Raw genomic sequence first — 21,378 nt, 5'->3', positions numbered from 1 at the left:
ATGGGGTGCAATCCCTCCTCGACAGAAAGGGAGATCCGCATGCCGGGAATCGTCATCGTCGGCGTCCAGTGGGGCGACGAGGGCAAGGGCAAGGCCACCGACCTGTTGGGCGACCGCACCGACTGGGTCGTCAAGTTCAACGGCGGCAACAACGCCGGGCACACCGTCGTCATCGGTGACGAGAAGTACGCCCTGCACCTGCTGCCGAGCGGCATCCTCTCGCCGGGCGTCAACGCCGTCATCGGCAACGGCGTCGTCGTCGACCTCGAGGTGCTGTTCGCCGAGCTCGAGGCGCTGTCGGCGCGCGGGCTCGACATCTCGCGCCTCAAGGTCAGCGCCAACGCGCACCTGATCACTCAGTATCACCGCACGCTCGACAAGGTGACCGAGCGCTTCCTCGGCAAGCGTCAGATCGGCACCACCGGCCGCGGCATCGGGCCGGCCTACGCCGACAAGATCAACCGCGTCGGCATCCGCGTGCAGGACCTCTTCGACGAGAACATCCTGCGGCAGAAGGTCGAGGGCGCCCTCGACCAGAAGAACCACCTGCTGGTCAAGGTCTTCAACCGTCGCGCGATCACCGCCGATGAGATCGTCGAAGACCTGCTCTCGTACGCCGATCGCCTGCGTCCGATGGTCTGCGACACGGGCCTGCTGCTGAGTGAGGCGCTCGACAACGGCGACGTGGTCGTCTTCGAGGGCGGCCAGGCCACGATGCTCGACGTCGACCACGGCACGTACCCCTTCGTCACGTCGTCGTCGGCCACCGCCGGTGGCGCCGCGACCGGATCGGGCGTCGGCCCCAACCGCCTCGACCGTATCGTCGGCATCGTCAAGGCATACACGACGCGCGTCGGCTCGGGTCCGTTCCCGACCGAGCTGTTCGACGAGAACGGCGACTTCCTCCGCTCGCGCGGGTTCGAGTTCGGCACGACGACCGGCCGTCCCCGCCGGGTCGGCTGGTACGACGCCCCGATCACCCGCTACGCCACGCGGATCAACGGCATCACCGACCTCGTGCTCACCAAGCTCGACATCCTCACGGGGCTCGACCGCATCCCGGTCTGCGTCGCGTACGACGTCGACGGCGAGCGGTTCGACGAGGTTCCGGTCAACCAGTCCGACTTCCACCACGCCAAGCCGATCCTCGAGTACTTCCCCGGCTGGAAGGAGGACATCTCGACGGCACGCACGTTCGACGACCTCCCCACCGCGGCCCAGGAGTACGTGCTGGCCCTCGAGAAGATGAGCGGCACCCGCATCTCGGTGATCGGTGTCGGGCCCGCCCGCGACGCCGTCATCGTCCGCCACGACCTCGTCGACTGACGTGCGGCTGCTGCTCGGCGGCTACACCGCCGACATGGGCGGCGAAGCCGCCGGCATCGGGCTGCTGCACGCCGGCGATCCCGAAGGTGCCACCGCGGACGGTCAGCTCTCGCTGCGGCCCGAGTTCGTCGCCGCGTCGTCGCCGTCGTGGGTGGCCCGCCACCCGCGCCTCGACGTCGTCTATGCGGCTCTCGAGTTCCGTGGCGAGGTGCAGGCCTACCGGCGCACCGGCCTCGACGCGTGGACGCCGCTCGGCCGCCCCGTCGCGGCGGGCGAGGCGGTGTGCCACGTCGCCGTCGCCCCCGACGGAGCATCGCTCGTCGCGAGCTGCTGGAGCGACGGCCGCGTCGTCCGCATGAGCGTCGACGCCGCCGGCATCCCGTCAGCGCCCGTGATCGCGCCCGCCGCCGTCGACCCGTATGGGCCCGACGCACCGGCCGAGCCCACGGTGGACGACATCGACCTGGCCGCCGCTGCGCGGGCGCTCCGAGAGGCGGCCGGTCCCGAGTTCGACCATCTGGTGCCCGGCTCCGACGCGCCCGCCGCGCCGCATCCCGGTCCCGATCAGGATGCCGAAGCCCCGCGTCCGTCGCGATCCCACCAGGCGCGGTACCTGCCGGGCGGCCTCATCGTCACGACCGACATGGGCCTCGACCTCGTACGTTTCTGGCGTGACAGCCCGCGCGGGCTCCGGCTCGTCGAGCAGGTCGCCCTGCCGCTGGGCAGCGGGCCGCGCCACACGCTCTGGCACCCGAGCGGCCACCTGTACGTGCTCACGGAACTCTCGCGCGAGGTGTTCGTGCTCGGTGCCGACCGTGAGGGGCGATGGCGGATGCTATCGGCGACCGGTCTTCTCGGCGCTCTCGACGACGACACCGCCGCTGAGATCGCCATGACGCCGGACGGCGAGGCCATCTATGCCGGTGTCCGTGGCAGCAACACCCTCGGTGTGCTGCGCGTGCGCGACGCCGGCGACCGGCTCGAGCAGCTCGCCCTCGTCGATGCGGGCGTCGACTGGCCGCGCCACCACGTCGTCGTGCGCGACACCCTGCTCGTCGCCGGGCAGCTCTCGAGCGAGGTCGTGTCGATGACACGTGACCCCCGGACCGGCGTGCCCGGTCGCGTGCGCCACCGCGTGACAGCGCCGAGCCCGACCTGCATCCTGCCGGTCGCGTGATCGCGTGCCCCGCCGCGGGGCTCAGTGGGGCAGCTTCTTGGCGTCCTGACGCGGGATGACGATCTGGTTGATGATCAGCAGGATCGACGCGGTGACGGGGATCGCGACGAGGGCGCCGAGCAGGCCGAGCAGCGTGCCGCCGACCAGCGCGCCGATGACGACGAGTGAGCCGGGCACCGAGACCGTGCGGTTCATGACCCGCGGCGTCAGGACGTATGCCTCGACCTGCATGTAGAGGAGATACACGGCTGCGAAGATGATCGCCTGCACCGGCGCAGTCGGGTTCGTCAACAGGGTGATGACGGAGGCGCCCACCCAGAAGATCACCGTTCCGACGAGGGGGATCAGGGTGATCGCGAAAGCGAGCACGGCCATGAGGGCCGCGAACGGGACGCCGAGGATGGTGAGCACGATGAAGGCGAACGTCGCGTTCATGAGCGCGAGCACGACCATGCCCGACAGGTAACCGCCGATCGACTCGGTGATCTGGCGGGTCATGTCGGCGACCGTGGCCCGTGACCGGGCCGGCGAGATGCGCACGAGCGCGTTCTTCATGCGGGGCAGCGACGCGAGGAAGTACAGGCTCAGCACGAGCACGATGATCGAGCCCGAGATAGCGGTCACCACGTTGACGCCGACCTGCAGCAGGCCGCCGCCGATCGCGGCGATGTTGGAGGGGTTGGTGACGAAGCTCTGCACCTCATTGATCACGTCGCTCAGGCTGTCGCCGAAGGTGTCTTCGGCCCATCGGACCGTCTCGCTCTTCAGCACATCGTTGACGATGTTCGGCACGTCCTTCGCGAACTGCTCGACCTGGCGCACGACCGGCGGCAGGACGACCCACAGGATGCCGGCGATGATGAGCGCGAGCGCGGCGAACGTGATCACGATGCCCCACGCTCGCGGGATGCCGCGGCGCACGAGGAATCGCACGACCGGGTCGAGCGCGAGGGCGACGAACAGGGCGATTGCGACGTAGATGAGGACCGTCGACAGGCTCGAGATCGCGAGGCCGAGCACGATCGCGGCGAGAGCGCCGAGCGCCAGGAAGAAGCCCGCGGCGAACGGGCGGGAGAGCGCGCCCCAGATGGGCTGGTCGCGTGTGGCCTGCTCGGAGACGGGCACGGTGGGGTCCGCGGGCGCGGGGCCGGTCGAGCGAGGCTTCGTCATGGTCACACTCTAGAGGCGGGGTCGGCGCTCCGTGAGGGGCGGGGCGGAGGCCGTCGAGCAGATAGGGTCGGCGGGGGAGGAGCCACCATGACCGACGCCACGACCGAACTCCATCGCCTGCGCGCGAGCATCGACAACATCGACGCCGCGCTCGTCTTCATGCTGGCCGAACGGTTCCGCTGCACGAAGCAGGTCGGCGAGCTCAAGGCGACGCACGGCATGCCGGCCTCCGATCCTGGTCGGGAGGAGCGGCAGATCGCCCGGCTGCGTCGTCTCGCCGAGGAGGCGGATCTCGACCCCGAGTTCGCTCAGAAGTGGTTCGGGTTCGTGGTCGCCGAGGTGATCCGCCACCACCGCATCGCGGCCGAGGACATCGCCGACTGAGTCTCAGTCGCCGGGAGCCGCGAGCTGCCGGATCGATTGCTCGATCGCCGCGCGCTGAACCGCGTCGAAGTCGAGGAACCCCGTCGCCCGGCTCACCCACAGCCCCAGTGCCGCTGCCACGGCGGTCAGCTGCGCGGGTGTGGCGTCGTCCGGCTGCAGCCAGTGCGCCCGGATGCGATGCCATTCGTCGTGCATCCGCCGCCCGCCGATGGTCTCGACCGCGAGGCGCAGCTCGGCCGGTGTGGCGTCTCCTTCGAGCATGCCGGCCACGAACGCGGCGAATCTGTGCGGGGGATCGTCGGGTTCGTCGGCCGCATGGGATGCCGCCGCCTCGGCCCAGCCGTCGATCAGCCGGCCCGCGACAGCCTCGAGGATCAGCTGCCGCGTCGCGAAGTGATAGACGATGCCGCTCTTGGTGAGACCGGTCTGCGCCGCCAGGTCGTCGTAGGTGACCGATTCGGCCCCGGAGGTCGCGAACAGCTCGACGGCCGCGTCGATGATGAGCTCGCGGTTACTCGGCCGCACGGGGTGCTCCACTCGCCGCGGTGTCACCGGCTCGCCACATCGCGAGCGGGCCGGCGCCGTCGGGCCAGGGCAGCCGCGTGAGCGGAACGAAGCCGTGCCGGCGGTACAGCGCGGTCGTGCGGTCGTTCGACGACTCGAGGTAGGAGGGAGAGCCCTGGGTGTCGATCAGCTCGAGCCGAGCTGCCAGCAGGGTTCCCCCGATGCCGCCGCCGACCGCGTCGGGCGCGACGCCGACCGCCTTGAGGTACCAGTGCGGGACGGCGGGCCGGTGGGAGTCGATCGCGTCGGACACGCGGAGGGCGCGCGCGAGGCCCCCGATCCCGATCGCACGGGCGTACTCGGGCAGGGCGGCCGTGCGCATGCCGGTGTCGCCCGGACGCGACCACACGGCCACCCCGATGAGCGTCCCGGTATCGGGATCGCGAACGCCGTCCACGGTGCCGTTCTGCAACGGGCCGCCCAGCAGGATGGCGCGGAACAGGCGGTGGCGCGCTCGCTCGTCGTGCGCGCGCTCCTGCAGCAGCGCGCGCGTGGGGGCATCGTTCGCGAACGCGCGGGTCAGCAGGTCCGCCGCCACGTCGATCTCTCCGCGGGTGACAGGGGTGACGGTGCGGGACGTCGTACGGGTCATGCCGTAACTGTACGTGCACTGCACATACAGTTGTCTGTGAGTCGACTGTCCATTCGGGCGCGTGCGCGCGCGTTTATCCGAATGGCCGGTCAGCGGTCAAATCCTCGGTTCGATTTGCGACCTCCCTGTGAACGTGAAACGTTGGATGAGGCCCTCCGCGGGCCACTACCCGACCAGTCCGCGGTCGCTGGTGGCAATCTCCTGAGGTTCCAGACCGGCGAGCGTATGGTCGGCGGCCTGTGCTCGTGGGTCCGACATCCGCAGCCGAGACGCCGTCGCGAGACGCGCCGAGAGGTCGCCACCCGGGCGTAACCGATGCAGCCTGCACCGGCTGCCGAGGTGACCTGTGACCAGTCCGTCTTCTTCGGGGGAAAAGACGTCCCCCGCTCTCGAAGCCAAGAATCTGTACAAGGTCTTCGGGCGCAACCCGAAGACCATCGTCGAGAAGCTGCGGGCCGGCGCCCAGCGCAACGAGATCTCCGACGCCGGGACCGCCGCCGTCATCGACGCCTCCTTCACCGTCCAGCCCGGCGAGATCTTCGTCATCATGGGCCTGTCCGGCTCGGGGAAGTCGACCCTCATCCGCATGCTCAACGGCCTGCACGACGCCACCGCAGGAACGATCACCGTGAAGGGCGACTCGATCACCGATGTCGCGCCCGCCCGGTTGCGCAGCATCCGTCGCGAGCGCATCGCGATGGTCTTCCAGCACTTCGCCCTGCTCCCGCACCGGACCGTCGCCGCCAACGTCGCCTACCCGCTCGAGCTTCGCGGCGTCGGCAAGGTCGAGCGCCTCGCGAAGGCCGAGGAGATCCTCGCCCTCGTCGGGCTCGAAGGCTGGGGCGACAAGCTGCCGTCGGCGCTCTCCGGCGGAATGCAGCAGCGCGTCGGCATCGCCCGCGCGCTCGCCGCCGACAGCGACATCCTGCTCATGGACGAGGCCTTCAGCGCGCTCGACCCGCTCATCCGGCGCGAGATGCAGGAGCAGCTGCTCGAACTGCAGCAGAAGCTGCAGAAGACGATCATCTTCATCACGCACGACCTCAACGAGGCCATGTTCCTCGGCGACCGCATCGCGGTCATGCGCGACGGCCGCATCGTGCAGATCGGCACGCCCGAAGACATCCTCACCGACCCGGCGAACGACTACGTCGAGCAGTTCGTGCAGGACGTCGACCGCGCCCGCGTCCTCACGGCCGCGAACGTCATGGAGCGGCCGCGCCCCGTCGTCGCCGAATCCGCCGGTCCTCGCGTGGCCCTCAAACAGATGCGGGATGCCTTCATGTCGGCGGCCTACGTCGTCGGGCGCGACCGCAAACTGCTCGGTGTCGTCACCGACCGCGACGCCGTCAAGCTCGTCCGCCGCGGCGAGTCGGCGCTGTCTTCGGTCATCAAGCCCGCGCCGCAGACCGTCGGCCAGGACGAGGTGCTCATGAACCTCTTCGTCCCGGCCGTCGAGTCGCCGCTGCCGCTCGCCGTGACCGACGCGGAGGGGCGCCTCGTCGGCGTCATCCCCCGCATCACCCTGCTCGCCGCCCTCGGCCCCGGGCCCGGCGCGACGGAGGAGATCACGATCCCGCTGCAGCCGATGCCGCAGGCCGCGATCGATGAGGTGCTCGCGGAGGCGACCGCCGTCGACGGCGCCGCTCTCCAGAACGGGGAGGTGCGCTGATGGATGGGTTCCGCATTCCGCTCGGCCAGTGGGCCGAGGTCGCGGTCGACTGGATCCGCGACAACCTCTCCTGGCTGCTCGGCGCGGTCTCGACCGCGGTCGGCTGGCTGGTCGGCTCGCTCGCCGACCTGCTGCTGAGCGCACCGATCGTCGTCGTCATCGTCATCGCGGCGCTGCTGGGCTGGTTCCTGCGCTCGTGGAAGTTCGCGATCGGCACCGCGATCTCGTTCGCGATCATTCTCGGCGTCGGCCAGTGGGTCACCGCGATGCAGACGCTCGCACTCGTCGTCATCGCGACGCTCATCGCCGTCGTCATCGCCGTTCCGCTCGGCATCCTCGCCGCGCGCAGCGACCGCTTCAGCGCGATCATCAAGCCCGTCCTCGACCTGATGCAGGCGATGCCGGGGTTCGTCTACCTCATCCCCGCGATCGTGTTCTTCAGCATCGGCTTCGTGCCGGGTCTGGTCGCGACCGTCATCTTCGCGCTGCCGCCGGGCGTGCGTCTGACCGAGCTCGGCATCCGCAGCGTCGACTCCGAGACCGTCGAGGCCGGGCACGCGTTCGGCGCGACGCCGGGGCAGATCCTGCGGGGCGTGCAGCTGCCCCTCGCGATGCCGACGATCATGACGGGCGTCAACCAGGTCATCATGCTCGCGCTCTCGATGGCCGTCATCGCCGGTATCGCCGGTGCTCCCGGCCTCGGCAAGGAGATCGTCCAGGCGATGTCGACCGTCAACATCGGCACGGGTGTCGAGGCGGGCCTCAGCGTCGTCATTCTCGCGATCTACCTCGACCGCCTGACCTCGGCCCTCGGTGACATGAAGGGCCAGAAGGGCTCGATCCTCGGCGTGATCGGCCGCCGTCGCACCGCGGCCGCCGCCGCGACCGCCGCGGAGAAGCGCGAGCTCGCCCCGGCTGCGTGAGCCGCGGCATCCCGAACGTATCCTCCCTGCACCACCCATACGGAACGAATGAATCCATACGGAAGGCACACGATGAACAAGCGACACCTCACCGGGATCGTGGCGCTCGGCGCCGCGGCATCCCTGGCCCTCGCCGGCTGCGCGAGCGGTAACCAGGCCGAAGGCGGCTCTGGCGAGAGCGGCGACAGCAAGGGCACCATCACGCTGGGCTACCTGCCCTCGTGGACCGACGGCCTCAGCACGGCGTACCTGCTCGAGAACCAGCTCGAGCAGCTCGGCTACACCGTCGAGATGCAGGAGCTCACCGAGGCGGGCCCGCTCTACGCCGGTCTCGCGCAGGGCGACGTCGACATCTACCCGTCGGCCTGGCCCGAGCTCACCCACGCCTCGTACATGGAGCGCTACGGCGACCAGATCGACGACCTCGGCGCGTACTACGACAACGCCAAGCTCACGATCGCCGTGCCCGAGTACGTCGACATCACCTCGATCGAGGACCTGGCTGCGAACGCCGACCGCTTCGGCGGGCAGATCTACGGCATCGAGCCGGGCGCCGGGCTGACCAAGCAGACCCAGGAGTCGATGATCCCCGAGTACGGCCTCGACGGCACGTACGAGCTCGTCACCTCGTCGACCGCGGCGATGCTCACCGAGCTCGACACCGCGATCGCTGCGCAGCGCGACATCGTCGTGACCTCGTGGCGTCCGTTCTGGGCCAACGAGCGCTACGGTCTCAAGGACCTCGAAGACCCGCGCGGCGCGATGGGCGACACCGAGGCGCTGCACTTCCTCGCGACGTCCGGCTTCGCCGACGAGCACCCCGAGGCCGCCGAGCTGATCGGCAAGATCAAGCTCGACGACGAGCAGTACGCCGCGCTCGAGGACATGGTCGTGAATCAGTACGGCGAGGGCAAGGAAGCCGAGGCGATCACAGCCTGGCTCGAGGAGTACGGCAGCCAGGTCGACGGTCTGCAGACCAGCTGACCTCGTCTGAGTGACGACGAAACCCCCGGGAGCTGCTCCCGGGGGTTTCGTCACTCCGGCCGGTCGCCGCGCGACGGGCGGTCGCGCCGCATCCGGTTCCACATCTCGGTCGACCGGGTGATGGCGCGTTGCGCGTTGTCGAGGAGGTCTTGCGCGACCTCGGCCCAATCGGGCGAACGGTCGTCGGGCTCGGGAAGCTCGCGAGGCGTGCCCTGCCGCGCGGCGCGCTCCGCGGCGTCGAAGGCATGGGTAGCGCGCCGGACGGCTTCGCGATAGGCGCTGTAGTCGGCCGGGGCCATGCGAACCTCGCGCGAGGCCGGGCGCAGCCACGACGCCTGCTGGTGCTCGCGCAGGAAGAGGTCCATCGGCGGCCAGCGGGCGTCGAGCATCATCGGGAATCCGATGGCCTTCGCGGCATCGGTCTCGTAGTCCATCCACCGCGCCAGCAGTGCGTCGTGCTCGGCCATCAGCCGGGCCAGCGGCATCCGGTCGACCTCCTTGCGCGACGCGGGCATCATCGCGCGCGCGGCCTGTACGCCTGCGCGCCGCGCCTTCAGCTCGGCGACGGCGGCCCGTGCCTGGCGCTCGGCGATCTGCAGGCGACGACGGGCCTCGGGCACCGCACCCGCGGTCGCCCGGGGCGTCGCCTTCTCGGCCTGCGCGCGCATCAGCTCGGCGCGCGCGACCTTCAGCTGCGCGCGGGCATGGGTGACGCCCTGCTGCGCGCGGCGGAGGTCCAGCTGGGCGGCATCGAGCTCGAGGCGACGCTGCGACGGCCGTCCCCGGCGCAGGCCGGCCCAGCCGAGGGCGCCCGCGCTGGCTCCCGCCGGCGCGATCCACCACCACTCGGCCGCGAGTGCGAGGATCGGATCCACTTCTTCAGCCTACGCACCTCGACGCGCCGCGTCTTCGAGCCAGCTGGGGATACACCTGTCGGACTGGTGGTGCTGGTGTACGGTCGAACCCGCCGTGAGGCCACACCAGCCCCACGGGTCCTACGGATGTATCAGCCGAAGAGCAGCGCGAAGACCGTCGAGCCGCCGCCCACGAGGATGAGCGAGACGATCGCGACCCACGCGGTCACGCGCAGGCGACGCGAGCGCCCGCGCGCGAAGCCGGCGTACTCGTCGTCCTCGCCCTGCGGTGTCAGGTCGCGCCCGCTCATGCCGCGCTCATGACGTCGGCACCTCGTCGACGATGTCGCCGAAGGCGGCGGGCAGGGTCGCGCGCGACGTGGCGCGGATCTCGGCGACGGGCACCGAGAACAGGCCCTGGATGTCGAGCACCGACTCGACGCCCTCGGCGGCATCCGTCACGCCGATGCGGATGACGGGGTAGTCGCGGCCCTCGCACAGGCCGCGGAACTTCACGTCCTCCTCGCGCGGCACCGAGACGATGACGCGGCCGGTCGACTCGCTGAACAGCGCGGTCGCGACATCGACGCCGTCGCGCTCGACGATCTCGCTGAGCCAGACGCGGGCGCCGACGCCGAAGCGGGTCGTCGCCTCGGCGAGGGCCTGGCCGAGGCCGCCGGTCGACAGGTCGTGCGCGGCCGAGATGAGTCCCTGCTGCGACGCGGCCTGGATGAGGCCGGCCAGACGCTTCTCGGCGGCGAGGTCGACCTTCGGGGGTCGTCCGCCGAGGTGGCCGTGGATCGTGTCGGCCCAGGCCGAGCCGTCGAGCTCCTCGGCGGTCGTGCCGAGCAGGTAGATGTTCTCGCCGGCATCCTGCCAGCCCGACGGGATGCGGCGGGCGACGTCGTCGACGATCCCGAGCACGCCCACGACGGGGGTCGGGAAGATCGGCTGGTCGCCGGTCTGGTTGTAGAACGAGACGTTGCCGCCCGTCACCGGCACGCCGAGCTCGAGACACGCGTCGGAGAGCCCGTCGACGGCCTGGCCGAACTGCCACATGACCTCGGGGTTCTCGGGGCTTCCGAAGTTGAGGCAGTCGGTCACGGCGGTGGGCACGGCGCCCGTGACGGCGACGTTGCGGTACGCCTCGGCGAGGGCGAGCTGCGCGCCCGCGTACGGGTCGAGCTGGCAGTAGCGGCCGTTGCAGTCCGTCGCGATCGCGAAGCCGAGGCCCGACTCCTCGTCGACGCGGATCATGCCGGCGTCGTCGGGGAAGCTGAGCGCGGTGTTGCCGAGCACGTAGTAGTCGTACTGGTTGGTGATCCAGCTCGTGTCAGCGAGGTTCGGGCTGCCGACGAGCTGCAGGAACTGGTCGCGGAGCTCCTCGCCGTCGGTGGCGCGGGGGAAGGATGCCGCCGAGTCGGCCTGCAGGCCGTCGATCCAGGTCGGGTAGGCGACCGGGCGGTCGTAGACGGGACCATCGACCGCGACGGTCGAGGGGTCGACGTCGACGATCTTCTCGCCGTGCCAGAAGATCTGCAGGCGGCCGTCGCCGGTCACCTCGCCGAGCACGCTCGTCTCGACATCCCACTTGCCGACGACGGCGAGGAACGCGTCGAGCTTCTCGGGAGCGACGATCGCCATCATGCGCTCCTGGCTCTCGCTCATGAGGATCTCCTCGGGCGTGAGCGAGGGGTCACGCAGCAGCACGTTCTCGAGGTCGACGCGCATGCCCGATCCGCCGTTGGCGGCGAGCTCGCTCGTGGCGCACGAGATGCCGGCCGCGCCAAGGTCCTGGATGGCCTCGACGAGCTCGCCCGCGTACAGCTCGAGGCAGCACTCGATGAGCACCTTCTCGGCGAACGGGTCGCCGACCTGCACGGCGGGGCGCTTGGTGGGTCCGCCGTCGGCGAAGGTGTCGGACGCGAGGATCGACGCGCCGCCGATGCCGTCGCCGCCCGTGCGGGCTCCGAACAGCACGACCTTGTTGCCGGCGCCGGTGGCGTTGGCCAGCTTGATGTCCTCGTGGCGCATGACGCCCACCGCGAGGGCGTTGACGAGCGGGTTGCCCTGGTAGACCGAGTCGAAGACCGTCTCGCCGCCGATGTTCGGCAGGCCCAGGCAGTTGCCGTAGAACGAGATGCCGCTGACGACGCCGTGCACGACGCGGGCGGTGTCGGGGTGGTCGATGGCGCCGAAGCGCAGCTGGTCCATGACGGCGACGGGCCGCGCGCCCATCGAGATGATGTCGCGGACGATGCCGCCGACACCCGTCGCGGCGCCCTGGAACGGCTCGATGTAGCTCGGGTGGTTGTGCGACTCGACCTTGAAGGTGACCGCCCAGCCCTCACCGACGTCGACGACGCCCGCGTTCTGGCCCATGCCGACCATGAGGCGGGTCTTCATCTCGTCGGAGACCTTCTGGCCGAACCGGCGCAGGTAGTTCTTGCTCGACTTGTAGGAGCAGTGCTCACTCCACATGACCGAGTACATCGCCAGCTCACCCGAGGTGGGGCGGCGGCCGAGGATCTCGCGGATCTTCGCGTACTCGTCGGGCTTGAGGCCCAGGGCTCCGTAGGGCTGATCACGCTCCGGAGTGGCGGTGGCGTTCTCGACGGTATCTGCGACAGGGGTGCTCACGCGGCTGGACTCCAGGACTCGGGATGCCGGACGCGATCAGTCTAGTTGGCGGGACGAACCGTCGAGTCGCCAGGAAATGCGGATGCGGGCGGTCCGGTACCCGCGCCTTCTGGCGAGTCGACGCTCAGGAGGGCGCGTTGTATGCGCCGAAGAGACCGGTGCCGTGCTCGACGAGGGCGTCGTACGCCTCGCCGTAGGTCGCGGGCAGCGTGCTGCCGGGGTCGAAGCGCGACGTCAGGAGCCCGAGCAGTCCGCGAGCGGGCGGGGTGAGTGGGCGCTTGTGGTGCTTCTCGTCGGGGGCCTTGGTCGCGCCCTTCTCGGGATTGGGCGGCACGTACAGCGACTGCGGCTGCGGCCAGGTGTAGGGCTGGCGCGGCGTCGTGAGGTTGACGGCGTTGAAGATCGGGTTCGCGGTCTCGTCGCGGACGTTGAGCGGCCGCAGCCCGTGCAGCCGGCAGAGCGTGTTGATCACCGATCCGTGGTGCATCTCGTCGTGGATGACTGTCCCGGCGGCGGTGTACGCGCTCACGACGATCGCCGGCACCCGCAGACCGAGGCGGTCGAACGTGAAGCCCATCTCGCCGGGTCCGCTCGCATCCGGCGGCGGCGCGGCCGGCGGCGCGACGTGGTCGAAGGTGCCGCCGTGCTCGTCGAAGGTGATGACGAGCGCCGTGTTCATGGCGTTCGAGCCGGAGGTCGACGCACTCGTGCGGATCGCGTCGTACACGTCCTGCGCGAGTTTGTCGCCGGCGCGGACGTCGCTGTCAGCGCTGTTGGTGATGCGGATGCGACTGCCGTCGGGCAGCTCGAGTTCGCCCTCGCGAGTCGCGCCCCAGGGCGGATGCATGTCGTTGTGATTGAAGACCATGCGCGGCTCGATGAACGCGTAATCGGGCAGCTCGCCGTTCGCGGCATCCTCGTAGAACTGCTCCATGACGCGGAAGTTCGTCTTCCAGTACCGCTCGAGCACGGGCGCGTGGAGCATGCCGGTGAGCGAGACGAGCTGCGTCGCGTCGTAGTAGACGCGCCACGACAGGCCGGCGTCTTCGAGGCGGTTGAAGATCGTGGGTGCTGCGGGTGCGTCGATCCACTTGTCGTAGTTGTCGCCGGTGTGGTTGACGACGTAGCCGTGCGAGGTCGAGGCGTGGAAGAAGCTGCGGTTGCAGAAGGTCTGGGACGGCACGCCGGCGAACCAGCGGTCGTAGACGCCGAACTCACGGGCGAGGGTCGAGATCACCGGCAGCATCTCGGGCGAGAAGCCGCCCATCGCCGTGGCGTACTCGTCGGCGGTCGGCTCGCGCTTCTTCGCGAGGCGGTAGTTGACGATGTAGTCGTGCACGAACCCGTCGTTGCGGGGCGCGCTCCCCGCGGCGGGAGCGTTGTAGGGCGGCTGCAGCCCGTTGCGGGCGATGTCGGCGTTGGCGGGCGGGTCGATCGTCCCGAACAGCTGCGTGTTGACGTGCGGGTAGGTCTCGCCGGGGTCGGGCTGCGGCTGCTGCATGATGTGGTCGGTCGCGCCCGTGTAGACGTGCGCGGGCACGACGGTTCCGTCGGGGGCGGTGTTGGCGTAGTCGCCCTGCAGGATGCCGTCGAAGTCGGCCGCGCTCTTCTCGTCGGCCGTGTAGAGGTGGCCGAGCAGGTTGTCGAAGCTGCGGTTCTCGAACATGAGCACCACGACGTGGTCGAACCCGGCGACGCTCCGCGCCGCGAGGGGCGCGAACTCGGGCGGATGCGCGGTCATCGCCGCCGTCACGGCCGCGCCGGCCGAGCCTCCGACCGCGAGGCCTGCGGCTCCGAGGCCCGCGCGGCGCAGGAAGTCGCGGCGCGACGGGCGTCGGCTGGCCCAGGAGGCGTCCGTCTCGTCGCGATCGTCGTCGGTCACGGGTCCCCTCCCTCCCTGGGTGCTCGGCGATCAGGCTACCCTCACACCATGGAGGACGGCCTGCGTTTCGATCGGGGAGCCCGATACGGTGCGGCGATCGTCGCGGCGATGTTCGGCACCTATCTCGCCGTCGCGTCCGACTTCTCCGCAATTGTGCAGGCGCAGATGTACGCCGGCACCATCACGAACGACATGCCGTACGTCGACACGCTCCAGTTCGTGCTCGTCGTGGCGACCCCCGTCGCCGCGTTCGCCGTGCTCCCGACGTCGCCCATGCGCCGCGTGGGAGGTGTGACCCTCGCGTGCGTCGCGCTGTTCCTCTGGGCGACGTTCGGGCTGCTGCGCGGAGCCGGTCATCTCGCCCACCTCGACCCTCTGTGGGAGGTCGTGCTCAATCAGGGCTTCATCGCGTTGCTGGCCGGGGTGGGCGGCTGGGTGGTCGCGCGCGGCCGGCATCCGCTGTCGTGGGTCGTCGTGATCGTCGCGCTCGTCCCGCCGATCGTCGGCCCCCGACTGGTCGAGGCCAACGTCACAAGCGGCGGCTACGCGCTGGCGATGCAGGGCATCGTGATCGTCGGCGGGCTCGTCGCGACGTGGGCCGCTGTCGGGATCGATCGGTTGCTGCGCCGGCGAATCAGTGGTCGGGATGCAGCGACGCGTCGGCCGGCACGCTCCGCCACGACACGAAACGAACCGTGAGCCCGGCGCGCGTGGGCGCGCAGCAGAACGGCCCGGCCGCCACCTCCGCCTCCGGGTCGAGGGGGGCCACCCGGACGAGCCGCCAGTCCTCGTCGTCGACGCGGGCGCGGATCGTGACGGCTTCGCCCGACCGGCTCGCGCGAACCGTGACGACGCGTCCAGCCCAGTCGGCGACGGGAGAGAGCGACCAGTCCGACATCCCGCGCGTCACCACCGCGCCCAGGCTGTCGGCGCCGTCGCTGTGCTCGATTCCGGCTTTGATCCAGGTCTCGTCGTCGACGCGCAGGAAGACACCCGCCTGATCGAACTGCGCCGAGAAGTCGAGCACGAACGCCACCTCGACCGCTGTGCCGGGTGCCATCGGCGCGAGCAGCCCGTGCTCGTCGTCGTGTACGAACCCGTACGACGTCACGCGCCACGCGTCGCTTCCCTCGCGCGCCGTGACGAGCAGGTCGTGGCCGTCGAGCGCGGTCGCCGCGGGCTCGTTGGTCCACGATCCGGTGGACCAGGCGATGTCGGTCATGTGATTCCTCTCGGGTCAGGCGCGCAGCTGGGCCAGCAGCGCGGCGTGGTCGGTGGTGCCGGCGAACTCGACGATGCGGCCTCCCGCCACGCGCAGGAACCCGAACTCCGCCACGTTGACGTGTCGGCGGGTGGGCCGGATGCCGCGGAACGGGCCGGTGTGCGTGCCGCTCGCGCGCACGTGCGCCGCGATGCGGTCATCCTCGACGACGAGCTGGATGCGGCGCACCTGCCAGTCGGGAAAGGCGTCGAGCACCTCGACGGCGTCGGCCATCCACGCGTCGGCTCCGCCGGGCAGGTGGGCTCGCCGCACGTTCGGGTCGATGAACGAGCGGATGGCGTCGAGGTCATGACGATTGCAGGCGTCGAGGTACTCGGCGTACCAGGCGTGCATCTCCCACGGCTCCATCCGCCCATTATCGGCGGGTGCGACGGGGTACCCCGCCCTCAGCGAATCGCGGTGGCGTTCTCGTAGGCCCGCATCGCGGCATCCTGTGCGTCCGCGAGCGCTTCCTCGGCGGTCTTGTCGCCGAGAAGTGCCGCCGTCACGGCGTTGTTCAGCTCGTTCTGGATGTCCTGTCCGGCGGGGGAGGAACCGAACGACGTGCCGTAGTCGACCACGTCGTAGTAGGTGGCGACGACCTGGTCGAATCCCTCGTCGCCCGATGGAGTGACCCACTTCTCGCGGATCGCCTGGTCGGGCTGCGGCGATCCCGTGAACAGGCCGGTGTTGGCACCGCCGTCAGCGGCGCGCGTCTCGGCGCGCGCTTCGCCCGCCGCGTTCCACGCCTCGTCGCTGGTCAGAGCCGAGACCCACGCGCAGGCCGCCGCGGGGTTCTTCGCTCCGGCCGGGATGACGAAGGCCTGGCCGCCGGAGACCGAGAACGGTTCGCCGTCGCTGTCGCGGAACGGCACCGCCTCGATGTCGATCTGCTCGAGGTAGGGCGAGAGCACGTTCGGGTACCACTGCGCGTTGACCTGTGCGCCGACCTGGTCGGTGACGTACTGATTGGCGTCGCCGAACGTGTCGAAGGCGTCGGTGAAGCTCTTCACCTGCGCGAAACCGCCCTGCGCGTCGTTGATGCGCTGCAGCAGCTCCATGCCGGCGAGGTTGCTCGGGTCGTCGAGGGTCGGCACGCCGTCGTCATCGGTGAGCTGGCCGCCCGCCCCGAGGATCCACAGCGCGGACTGACCGGTCGAGACGGGGTCGAAGCCCAGGCGCGTCGGAACACCGCCGGACTCCTGATACATCTTCTCGACGGCGGCCAGCAGGACGTCGGGCTGCGAGGTGTCGATCTCGTCGGCCGTCACGCCCGCGGCATCCATCACCCGCTTGTTCAGGATGATGGCCGGCGGCTGGTAGAACTGCGGCGCTCCCCACACCTGATCCTCGTAGCGCACGTCGTCGACGACCGACTCGTACCACCGGTCGTCCGCGTCGACATCCTGTGCCTCGAAGCAGCTGTCGAGCGGCATGATGAGGCCCTGGGCCGCGTACTGAGTGACGTAGCGGCGGTCCATCTGCACGACGTCGGGCACGTCGCCGCTCGCGATGCGGGTCGTGAACTTCTGCGAGTCGAAGGCCGTGGCATCCAGTTGCACGTCGACATCCGACAGCTGCTCCGCCGCGTAGTCGAGTCGCGCGGTGCCGACGTCGTCGGCGTTCTCGAAGCCCCACGCCGCGAGGGTTCCGGTGGGCGTCGCCGAGAAGTCGACGTCTTCCGCGGTGCCGGCGTCGTTGCTGCATCCCGCCAGCACGATGACGGATGCCGCGGCCACCGCGGTCGTCCCGATCAGTCGATTGCGCATGTGATTCCTCCTGTCGTGGTTCCGCGCGAGCACGCGGGTCATCCCTTGCGGCCCTGGGTCGCGACGCCCTCGATGAAGTAGCGCTGTCCGAAGGCGAAGAGGATGAGCATGGGCAGCGTGACGATGAGCGATGCCACCATCACGTACTGGTAGTCGCCCTGGCCGCCGGCCGTGGGGCTGTACTTGGTCATCGCGTAGGCGATGCCGAGAGGTGCGGTGAACTCGTCGACCGACCCGGCGTTGAGGTAGATGAGCGCGGACTGCAGGTTGTTCCAGCTCGCCTGGAACTCGAACAGGAACACGATCACGAACGAGGGCACCGACAGCGGCATCGCGATACGCCAGAAGAGTCCCCAGTAGCTCGCGCCGTCGATGCGCGCCGCCTCGAAGAGCTCGCGCGGCAGGCCGAGGAAGAACTGGCGCTGCAGGAAGATGTAGAACGCCGACCCGAAGAGGTTGGCGCCCCACAGCGGGACCCACGTTCCGAGCAGGCCGGTCTCCTTCCAGATCAGGTAGACGGGGATCATCGTCACGGCGCCGGGCAGCATCATCGTCGCGAGCACCAGTCCGAACAGGAGCTTGCGACCGGGGAACGAGAAGTAGGCGAACCCGAACGCGACGATCGAGCTCGAGATCGACACCGCCGTCGCCGCCAGCAGCGCGATCGCGACGCTGTTGAACATCCAGCTGAGCAGCGGGAGCTGGTTCCACACCTCGGCGTAGTTCTCGGGCACGAAGGTCTGCGGGATGAGGCGGTTGTCGAACACCTCGCCGCGGGGCTTGAAGCTCGCCGCGAGCAGCCAGGCGAACGGGTACAGGAACAGCAGGGCGAAGCCCGTCGAGATCGCGGCGAGCGTGACGCGGCCGGCGACGGTCTTCGGGGTGCGGAACCTCGTCGCCATCAGCGGTCGCCCTCGTAGTAGACGAAGCGGTTGCCGAACTTCACCTGGATGACCGTGACGGCCATGATGATGACGAACAGCAGCCAGGCCATTGCGGCGGCGAACCCGAAGTTGAACTGCCGGAACGCCTGCTGGAAGAGATAGATCGCATAGAACAGCGACGCCTCGGGTGATGCGTTGCTCTGATCCCGCCAGAACAGCAGATAGGCCTGGTCGAAGACCTGGAAGGCTGCGATCGACAGCACGATGACGTTGAAGAACATCGCGCCCGAGATCATCGGCAGCGTGATCGAGAAGAACTTCCGCACCGGCCCGGCGCCGTCGAGGGATGCCACCTCGTACAGCTCGACGGGAACGTTCTTCAGCGCGGCGAGGAAGATGACCATCGTGCCGCTGACGGTCCACAGCGCCATGATCACGATGCTGGGCTTCACCCAGGCCGGGTCGACGAGCCACTGCGGACCCTGGATGCCGATGGCCGCGAGCCCCTGGTTGATCGCGCCGGAGTTGCCGTTGAGCAGAAGGAAGAACACCGCCGCCGTCGCGACCGCCGGGGTCATCTTCGGCAGATAGTAGAGCGTGCGGAAGACGCCCGCGCCGCGTCCCATCCGGTTCAGCAGCAGCGCGAGCACGAGGGCGAACATGATCTCCAGCGGCACGGCCATGACTGCGTAGAACAGCGTGTTGCCCAGCGACACCGCCACGCGGGGGTCGTCGAAGAGCCGGGCGTAGTTGTCGAAGCCGATGGGCCGCGAGGAGTTCGTCGCGAGGTTGTAGCTGCTGAACGAGATGTACAGGCTGTAGACCATCGCCCCGACGGTGAAGACCAGGAAGCCGATGATCCACGGCGTCAGGAAGAGGTAGCCCGCCAGCGCCTCGCGCTTGTTGTACTTCTGCCGGATGCGGCTCGGCCGTGTGGCGCGGACCGCCGTCGGTCGCGCGCGAGCGGTGATGCTTATGTCGTCCTCCGGATGCCGTCATACCCGCAGGACCTGGTGGATGCCGTCCTGTGAGGCCGAAGCTAGGAGCCGGGAGAACCGCTTCCCCAGTGGCTTGACACGGCGGCATCCCTCGGGCAGTGCTCGCCGGACAGTCCCGATCAGGCTGACGTGGTCACAGCGACGAGGAGATGCCTGCGTGCTGGTTCATCTCCGCGACGAAGCTGGTCCCCGTCGCGACGACCTCGACCTTGAAGCCCGCCGCATTCTCGAGCCAGCCGGCGTAGTGCTGCGGGCCGCCGGCGTGCGGGTACCGCTCCTGGTAGAGCGGCATCCAGCCCGCGGCCGGGGCGTCGGCCATGATCGCATCGACCTCGGCGGGGGAGCCGCCGTGGAAGGCCAGATGATTCAGGCCCGGCCGCCGACGGTCGTGCTCGGCGCCGACCGTGTTCGGTGAGGTGGTGAGCGTCAGGTAGGCCTCGCCCGCCGCCCACGACTCGCCCTGCGCCCACGTGCTCTCGAGGTCGAAGCCGACCCGCCGAAGCAGCCAGCCCCAGTCGGAGCGTGCGCTCTCGATGTCGCTGACCCAGAGCTCGACGTGATGGAAACCTGCCATGGCTCCAGTCTCGCGCGTGGAGTGAGTGACTCGTTTCGCCTCGTTGTCCAGCCCCGCCGTCGACGCCGGCGGCCCGGGACGTGATGACCCGAGTCGCCGGCCGCTGGTCAATCCGCGACTGTCATCCGATCGAGGTTGACATAGTTCGCGCCGCCCGCCGCGCTGTCGACGCGCAGGTCCACGCGGTTGTACCCCTCATCGAGCGAAACGGTCACCGTACGCGTCTGCCAGTCACCCCAGCCGGACGTCGCGGGGAACGACAGCGGGGTCGTCGCACCGTTGACGGTCAGAGCCCGTGAGGCGACACCAGCCGCGGCGGCGTAGTGGAACTGCAGCTCGTAGGTGCCGGCGGACGCGACGTTGACGTGGAAGGTCGCCCCGGTGCCGTCGCCGATCCAACCGCCGATGTATCCGCGCCCGCTGTATCCCGACTGCCCGCTCTCGGAGATCACTCCCGAGCGCTCGGTGTTCTCGGCCTCGTAGACCCGGGTTCCCTCGACTGGCCCCGTGTAGCCGTCGGGCGTCGCCTGGCTCATGACGGCAACGCTGGCCGCTGCGGCGAGACTCTGAATGGCGGTCGTGCCGAGCTCGGGTGCCGGGGCGGTCCAGTCGTATGCCCCGATGCCTGCGGAGTTGAGGTGGTTGGCCGCCTGGGTCGCGTTGTCGGTGAGCAGCTGCTCGTACTGCGTCTGCCCGGCCTCGTCGATGAGCGCGCGGATGTTGCGCGTGAGGATGGCCTTGAACCCGCCCGTGTCGTCGACGCCCTCGAAGAGGAAGGTGCCCGATGAGGTCAGGTTCGCCACGGCCCAGTCGACCGCCGCAACCGCGCGCGAAAGCTCAGCGGGATCGCCCGAGTCGAGATACATCTCGAGGGCGGCGCCGGCGTAGTTGCCCTGGTTGTAGGTCCAGTCCCAGTCGACGAACTGGCCGGTGCCCTCGATGTGGTCGCGCAGTTTGCCGCCGACGTAGAAGTTTGCGTCGAGCCAGGAGAAGATGGTCCGCGCCTGGTCGCGGTACGAGACGTCGCCCGTCGCGGCATAGATGCGCATCGCCGTGTAGACGGCCGTCGCGTTCGTGGCGACGTTCTTCTCGTTGCGCTCGCCGTCGCCGATGTCGACGTTCTTCCACCAGATGCCGCCGCCGTAGGTCGTGTCGGCGTACTGGGCGATGAAATCGAACATCTCGATCGCGTCGTCGCGGTACTCGACGTCGCCGGTGAGCTCGTACGCGCGGATGGCGCCGCGGGCCCACCATCCGATGTCGTCGTTCCAGTCGTTGTCGCGGAAGTCGGGATACTGCGTCTGAAAGCCGTCGTAGATGTCATCGATCATCTGGCGGGCGTCGGTGCTGCCGGTGCGCTCGTAGACATCCATGACCGTCTCCCACAGCTGCGCCTCCCACCAGTAGTCCGTGTAGAGGCCGCCCTGGGGGCCGTGCGCGTGTTCGGGGTGGATCTGATGGTCGCTGTACGTGAAGAAGTAGTTCGCGGAGTCGTCCCAGAAGACGTCGACGAAGTCGTCGAAGGCCGTCTCGGGCTCGGCCGCGGTCAGCGCGTGCGCCGGTTGCGGGGCCAGGAGGGCCGCCGCGAGCAGCGTGGCCCCGAGGATGGGCAGGGATCTCTTCATCGTTCTCTCCTCAGTGAAAAAACATATTGATTGCCGACCGGTAGACGCCGCCTTTCAGTGGCTTCAGCGTCTTGGGCTGCGCGAGATACAGCGTTGCAC

At 69.4% G+C, this 21,378-nt stretch carries 21 protein-coding genes; 7 read left to right on the top strand and 14 right to left on the bottom strand.

Features of this window, described 5'->3' with window-relative positions:
* The first annotated feature begins 39 nt into the window (after nt 1-39).
* Nucleotides 40-1,326, top strand: coding sequence for an adenylosuccinate synthase (locus MTS1_RS09035; RefSeq protein WP_023953269.1), 1,287 nt, complete (start codon nt 40-42; stop codon nt 1,324-1,326).
* A complete protein-coding gene (locus MTS1_RS09030) occupies nt 1,274-2,503 on the top strand; it encodes a lactonase family protein (protein WP_370576214.1) in 1,230 nt (409 codons plus the stop codon). Before MTS1_RS09035 ends, MTS1_RS09030 begins: the two co-directional genes overlap by 53 nt.
* Nucleotides 2,504-2,524: 21 nt before the next feature.
* On the opposite strand, the gene MTS1_RS09025 is transcribed toward MTS1_RS09030, so the two are convergent.
* The gene (locus MTS1_RS09025; protein ID WP_023953265.1) at nt 2,525-3,673 is read right to left on the bottom strand and encodes an AI-2E family transporter; all 1,149 of its coding nucleotides are present in this window, start codon (nt 3,671-3,673) and stop codon (nt 2,525-2,527) included.
* Nucleotides 3,674-3,760: 87 nt separating this feature from the next.
* Here MTS1_RS09025 and MTS1_RS09020 point away from each other — a divergent pair, with 87 nt between their 5' ends.
* Complete coding sequence (locus tag MTS1_RS09020; RefSeq protein WP_023953263.1) at nt 3,761-4,057, top strand: chorismate mutase; 297 nt, start codon at nt 3,761-3,763, stop codon at nt 4,055-4,057.
* 3 nt (nt 4,058-4,060) lie between these two features.
* On the opposite strand, the gene MTS1_RS16065 is transcribed toward MTS1_RS09020, so the two are convergent.
* Together MTS1_RS16065 and MTS1_RS09010 are read right to left on the bottom strand one after the other, a co-directional pair.
* Nucleotides 4,061-4,582, bottom strand: a complete 522-nt coding sequence (locus MTS1_RS16065) for a TetR/AcrR family transcriptional regulator (protein ID WP_023953261.1) — start codon at nt 4,580-4,582, stop codon at nt 4,061-4,063.
* The gene (locus MTS1_RS09010; protein WP_052007642.1) at nt 4,569-5,213 is read right to left on the bottom strand and encodes an N-acetyltransferase; all 645 of its coding nucleotides are present in this window, start codon (nt 5,211-5,213) and stop codon (nt 4,569-4,571) included. The genes MTS1_RS16065 and MTS1_RS09010 overlap by 14 nt, the downstream gene beginning before the upstream one ends.
* 346 nt (nt 5,214-5,559) lie before the next feature.
* Between MTS1_RS09010 and MTS1_RS09005 the strand changes: the two genes are divergently transcribed.
* The 3 genes from MTS1_RS09005 to MTS1_RS08995 all read left to right on the top strand — a co-directional run bounded on the left by MTS1_RS09005 (nt 5,560) and on the right by MTS1_RS08995 (nt 8,792).
* The gene (locus MTS1_RS09005; RefSeq protein ID WP_023953257.1) at nt 5,560-6,885 is read left to right on the top strand and encodes a glycine betaine/L-proline ABC transporter ATP-binding protein; all 1,326 of its coding nucleotides are present in this window, start codon (nt 5,560-5,562) and stop codon (nt 6,883-6,885) included.
* Nucleotides 6,885-7,808 (top strand): proline/glycine betaine ABC transporter permease, encoded by a 924-nt coding sequence (locus MTS1_RS09000; RefSeq protein WP_023953255.1) that lies wholly within the window; start codon nt 6,885-6,887, stop codon nt 7,806-7,808. Before MTS1_RS09005 ends, MTS1_RS09000 begins: the two co-directional genes overlap by 1 nt.
* Before the next feature lie 72 nt (nt 7,809-7,880).
* Nucleotides 7,881-8,792, top strand: a complete 912-nt coding sequence (locus tag MTS1_RS08995; RefSeq protein WP_023953254.1) for a glycine betaine ABC transporter substrate-binding protein — start codon at nt 7,881-7,883, stop codon at nt 8,790-8,792.
* A gap of 50 nt (nt 8,793-8,842) precedes the next feature.
* Here the strand turns inward: MTS1_RS08995 and MTS1_RS08990 are convergent, their stop codons facing one another.
* The 4 genes from MTS1_RS08990 to MTS1_RS08980 all read right to left on the bottom strand — a co-directional run bounded on the left by MTS1_RS08990 (nt 8,843) and on the right by MTS1_RS08980 (nt 14,168).
* On the bottom strand, nt 8,843-9,667 hold the full coding sequence (locus MTS1_RS08990; RefSeq protein ID WP_023953253.1) for a hypothetical protein: 825 nt from the start codon (nt 9,665-9,667) through the stop codon (nt 8,843-8,845).
* A gap of 131 nt (nt 9,668-9,798) precedes the next feature.
* On the bottom strand, nt 9,799-9,957 hold the full coding sequence (locus tag MTS1_RS16620) for a hypothetical protein (RefSeq protein ID WP_023953252.1): 159 nt from the start codon (nt 9,955-9,957) through the stop codon (nt 9,799-9,801).
* Between the two features lie 7 nt (nt 9,958-9,964).
* Nucleotides 9,965-12,286: a phosphoribosylformylglycinamidine synthase subunit PurL gene (purL, locus tag MTS1_RS08985; RefSeq protein ID WP_023953251.1), complete on the bottom strand. Its 2,322-nt coding sequence runs from the start codon at nt 12,284-12,286 to the stop codon at nt 9,965-9,967.
* A 124-nt stretch (nt 12,287-12,410) separates the two neighbouring features.
* Entirely contained in the window at nt 12,411-14,168 is a 1,758-nt protein-coding gene (locus MTS1_RS08980) for an alkaline phosphatase family protein (RefSeq protein WP_023953250.1), read from the bottom strand.
* A 48-nt stretch (nt 14,169-14,216) separates the two neighbouring features.
* On the opposite strand from MTS1_RS08980, the gene MTS1_RS08975 reads away from it, so the two are divergent.
* Complete coding sequence (locus MTS1_RS08975) at nt 14,217-14,867, top strand: hypothetical protein (RefSeq protein ID WP_023953249.1); 651 nt, start codon at nt 14,217-14,219, stop codon at nt 14,865-14,867.
* On the opposite strand, the gene MTS1_RS08970 is transcribed toward MTS1_RS08975, so the two are convergent.
* From MTS1_RS08970 to MTS1_RS08940, 7 genes are all read right to left on the bottom strand, one after another.
* Nucleotides 14,803-15,390 carry a DUF1349 domain-containing protein gene (locus MTS1_RS08970; protein ID WP_023953248.1) on the bottom strand — a complete coding sequence of 196 codons (588 nt, stop codon included), beginning with the start codon at nt 15,388-15,390 and terminating at the stop codon, nt 14,803-14,805. The two genes, MTS1_RS08975 and MTS1_RS08970, sit on opposite strands and share 65 nt — an antisense overlap.
* Before the next feature lie 15 nt (nt 15,391-15,405).
* Nucleotides 15,406-15,798, bottom strand: coding sequence for an ester cyclase (locus MTS1_RS08965; RefSeq protein WP_023953247.1), 393 nt, complete (start codon nt 15,796-15,798; stop codon nt 15,406-15,408).
* A 38-nt stretch (nt 15,799-15,836) separates the two neighbouring features.
* The gene (locus MTS1_RS08960; protein ID WP_023953245.1) at nt 15,837-17,198 is read right to left on the bottom strand and encodes an ABC transporter substrate-binding protein; all 1,362 of its coding nucleotides are present in this window, start codon (nt 17,196-17,198) and stop codon (nt 15,837-15,839) included.
* A 38-nt stretch (nt 17,199-17,236) separates the two neighbouring features.
* Nucleotides 17,237-18,100: a carbohydrate ABC transporter permease gene (locus tag MTS1_RS08955; protein ID WP_023953243.1), complete on the bottom strand. Its 864-nt coding sequence runs from the start codon at nt 18,098-18,100 to the stop codon at nt 17,237-17,239.
* Nucleotides 18,100-19,053 carry a carbohydrate ABC transporter permease gene (locus MTS1_RS08950; protein ID WP_036304719.1) on the bottom strand — a complete coding sequence of 318 codons (954 nt, stop codon included), beginning with the start codon at nt 19,051-19,053 and terminating at the stop codon, nt 18,100-18,102. The genes MTS1_RS08955 and MTS1_RS08950 overlap by 1 nt, the downstream gene beginning before the upstream one ends.
* 160 nt (nt 19,054-19,213) lie before the next feature.
* Nucleotides 19,214-19,654: a VOC family protein gene (locus tag MTS1_RS08945; protein ID WP_023953240.1), complete on the bottom strand. Its 441-nt coding sequence runs from the start codon at nt 19,652-19,654 to the stop codon at nt 19,214-19,216.
* Nucleotides 19,655-19,761: 107 nt separating this feature from the next.
* A complete protein-coding gene (locus MTS1_RS08940) occupies nt 19,762-21,279 on the bottom strand; it encodes a glycoside hydrolase family 76 protein (protein WP_023953239.1) in 1,518 nt (505 codons plus the stop codon).
* Nucleotides 21,280-21,378: the final 99 nt, after the last annotated feature.

The organism is Microbacterium sp. TS-1, assembly GCF_000509385.1.
Taxonomy (GTDB): domain Bacteria; phylum Actinomycetota; class Actinomycetes; order Actinomycetales; family Microbacteriaceae; genus Microbacterium; species Microbacterium arborescens.
The sequence above is the reverse complement of the archived record's forward strand: the minus strand, read 5'-3'. Positions and strand labels throughout refer to the sequence as shown.

Bases quoted from the DNA above. Each gene is read 5' to 3' on its own strand.
- MTS1_RS09025 (WP_023953265.1), bottom strand. From the start codon at position 3,673: ATGACGAAGCCTCGCTCGACCGGCCCCGCGCCCGCGGACCCCACCGTG.
- MTS1_RS08940 (WP_023953239.1), bottom strand. From the start codon at position 21,279: ATGAAGAGATCCCTGCCCATCCTCGGGGCCACGCTGCTCGCGGCGGCC.
- MTS1_RS08970 (WP_023953248.1), bottom strand. From the start codon at position 15,390: ATGACCGACATCGCCTGGTCCACCGGATCGTGGACCAACGAGCCCGCG.
- MTS1_RS08995 (WP_023953254.1), top strand. From the start codon at position 7,881: ATGAACAAGCGACACCTCACCGGGATCGTGGCGCTCGGCGCCGCGGCA.
- MTS1_RS08975 (WP_023953249.1), top strand. From the start codon at position 14,217: ATGGAGGACGGCCTGCGTTTCGATCGGGGAGCCCGATACGGTGCGGCG.
- MTS1_RS09010 (WP_052007642.1), bottom strand. From the start codon at position 5,213: ATGACCCGTACGACGTCCCGCACCGTCACCCCTGTCACCCGCGGAGAG.
- MTS1_RS09020 (WP_023953263.1), top strand. From the start codon at position 3,761: ATGACCGACGCCACGACCGAACTCCATCGCCTGCGCGCGAGCATCGAC.
- MTS1_RS08955 (WP_023953243.1), bottom strand. From the start codon at position 18,100: ATGGCGACGAGGTTCCGCACCCCGAAGACCGTCGCCGGCCGCGTCACG.
- MTS1_RS09000 (WP_023953255.1), top strand. From the start codon at position 6,885: ATGGATGGGTTCCGCATTCCGCTCGGCCAGTGGGCCGAGGTCGCGGTC.
- MTS1_RS09035 (WP_023953269.1), top strand. From the start codon at position 40: ATGCCGGGAATCGTCATCGTCGGCGTCCAGTGGGGCGACGAGGGCAAG.
- MTS1_RS08945 (WP_023953240.1), bottom strand. From the start codon at position 19,654: ATGGCAGGTTTCCATCACGTCGAGCTCTGGGTCAGCGACATCGAGAGC.
- MTS1_RS16620 (WP_023953252.1), bottom strand. From the start codon at position 9,957: ATGAGCGGGCGCGACCTGACACCGCAGGGCGAGGACGACGAGTACGCC.
- MTS1_RS08965 (WP_023953247.1), bottom strand. From the start codon at position 15,798: ATGGAGCCGTGGGAGATGCACGCCTGGTACGCCGAGTACCTCGACGCC.
- MTS1_RS08960 (WP_023953245.1), bottom strand. From the start codon at position 17,198: ATGCGCAATCGACTGATCGGGACGACCGCGGTGGCCGCGGCATCCGTC.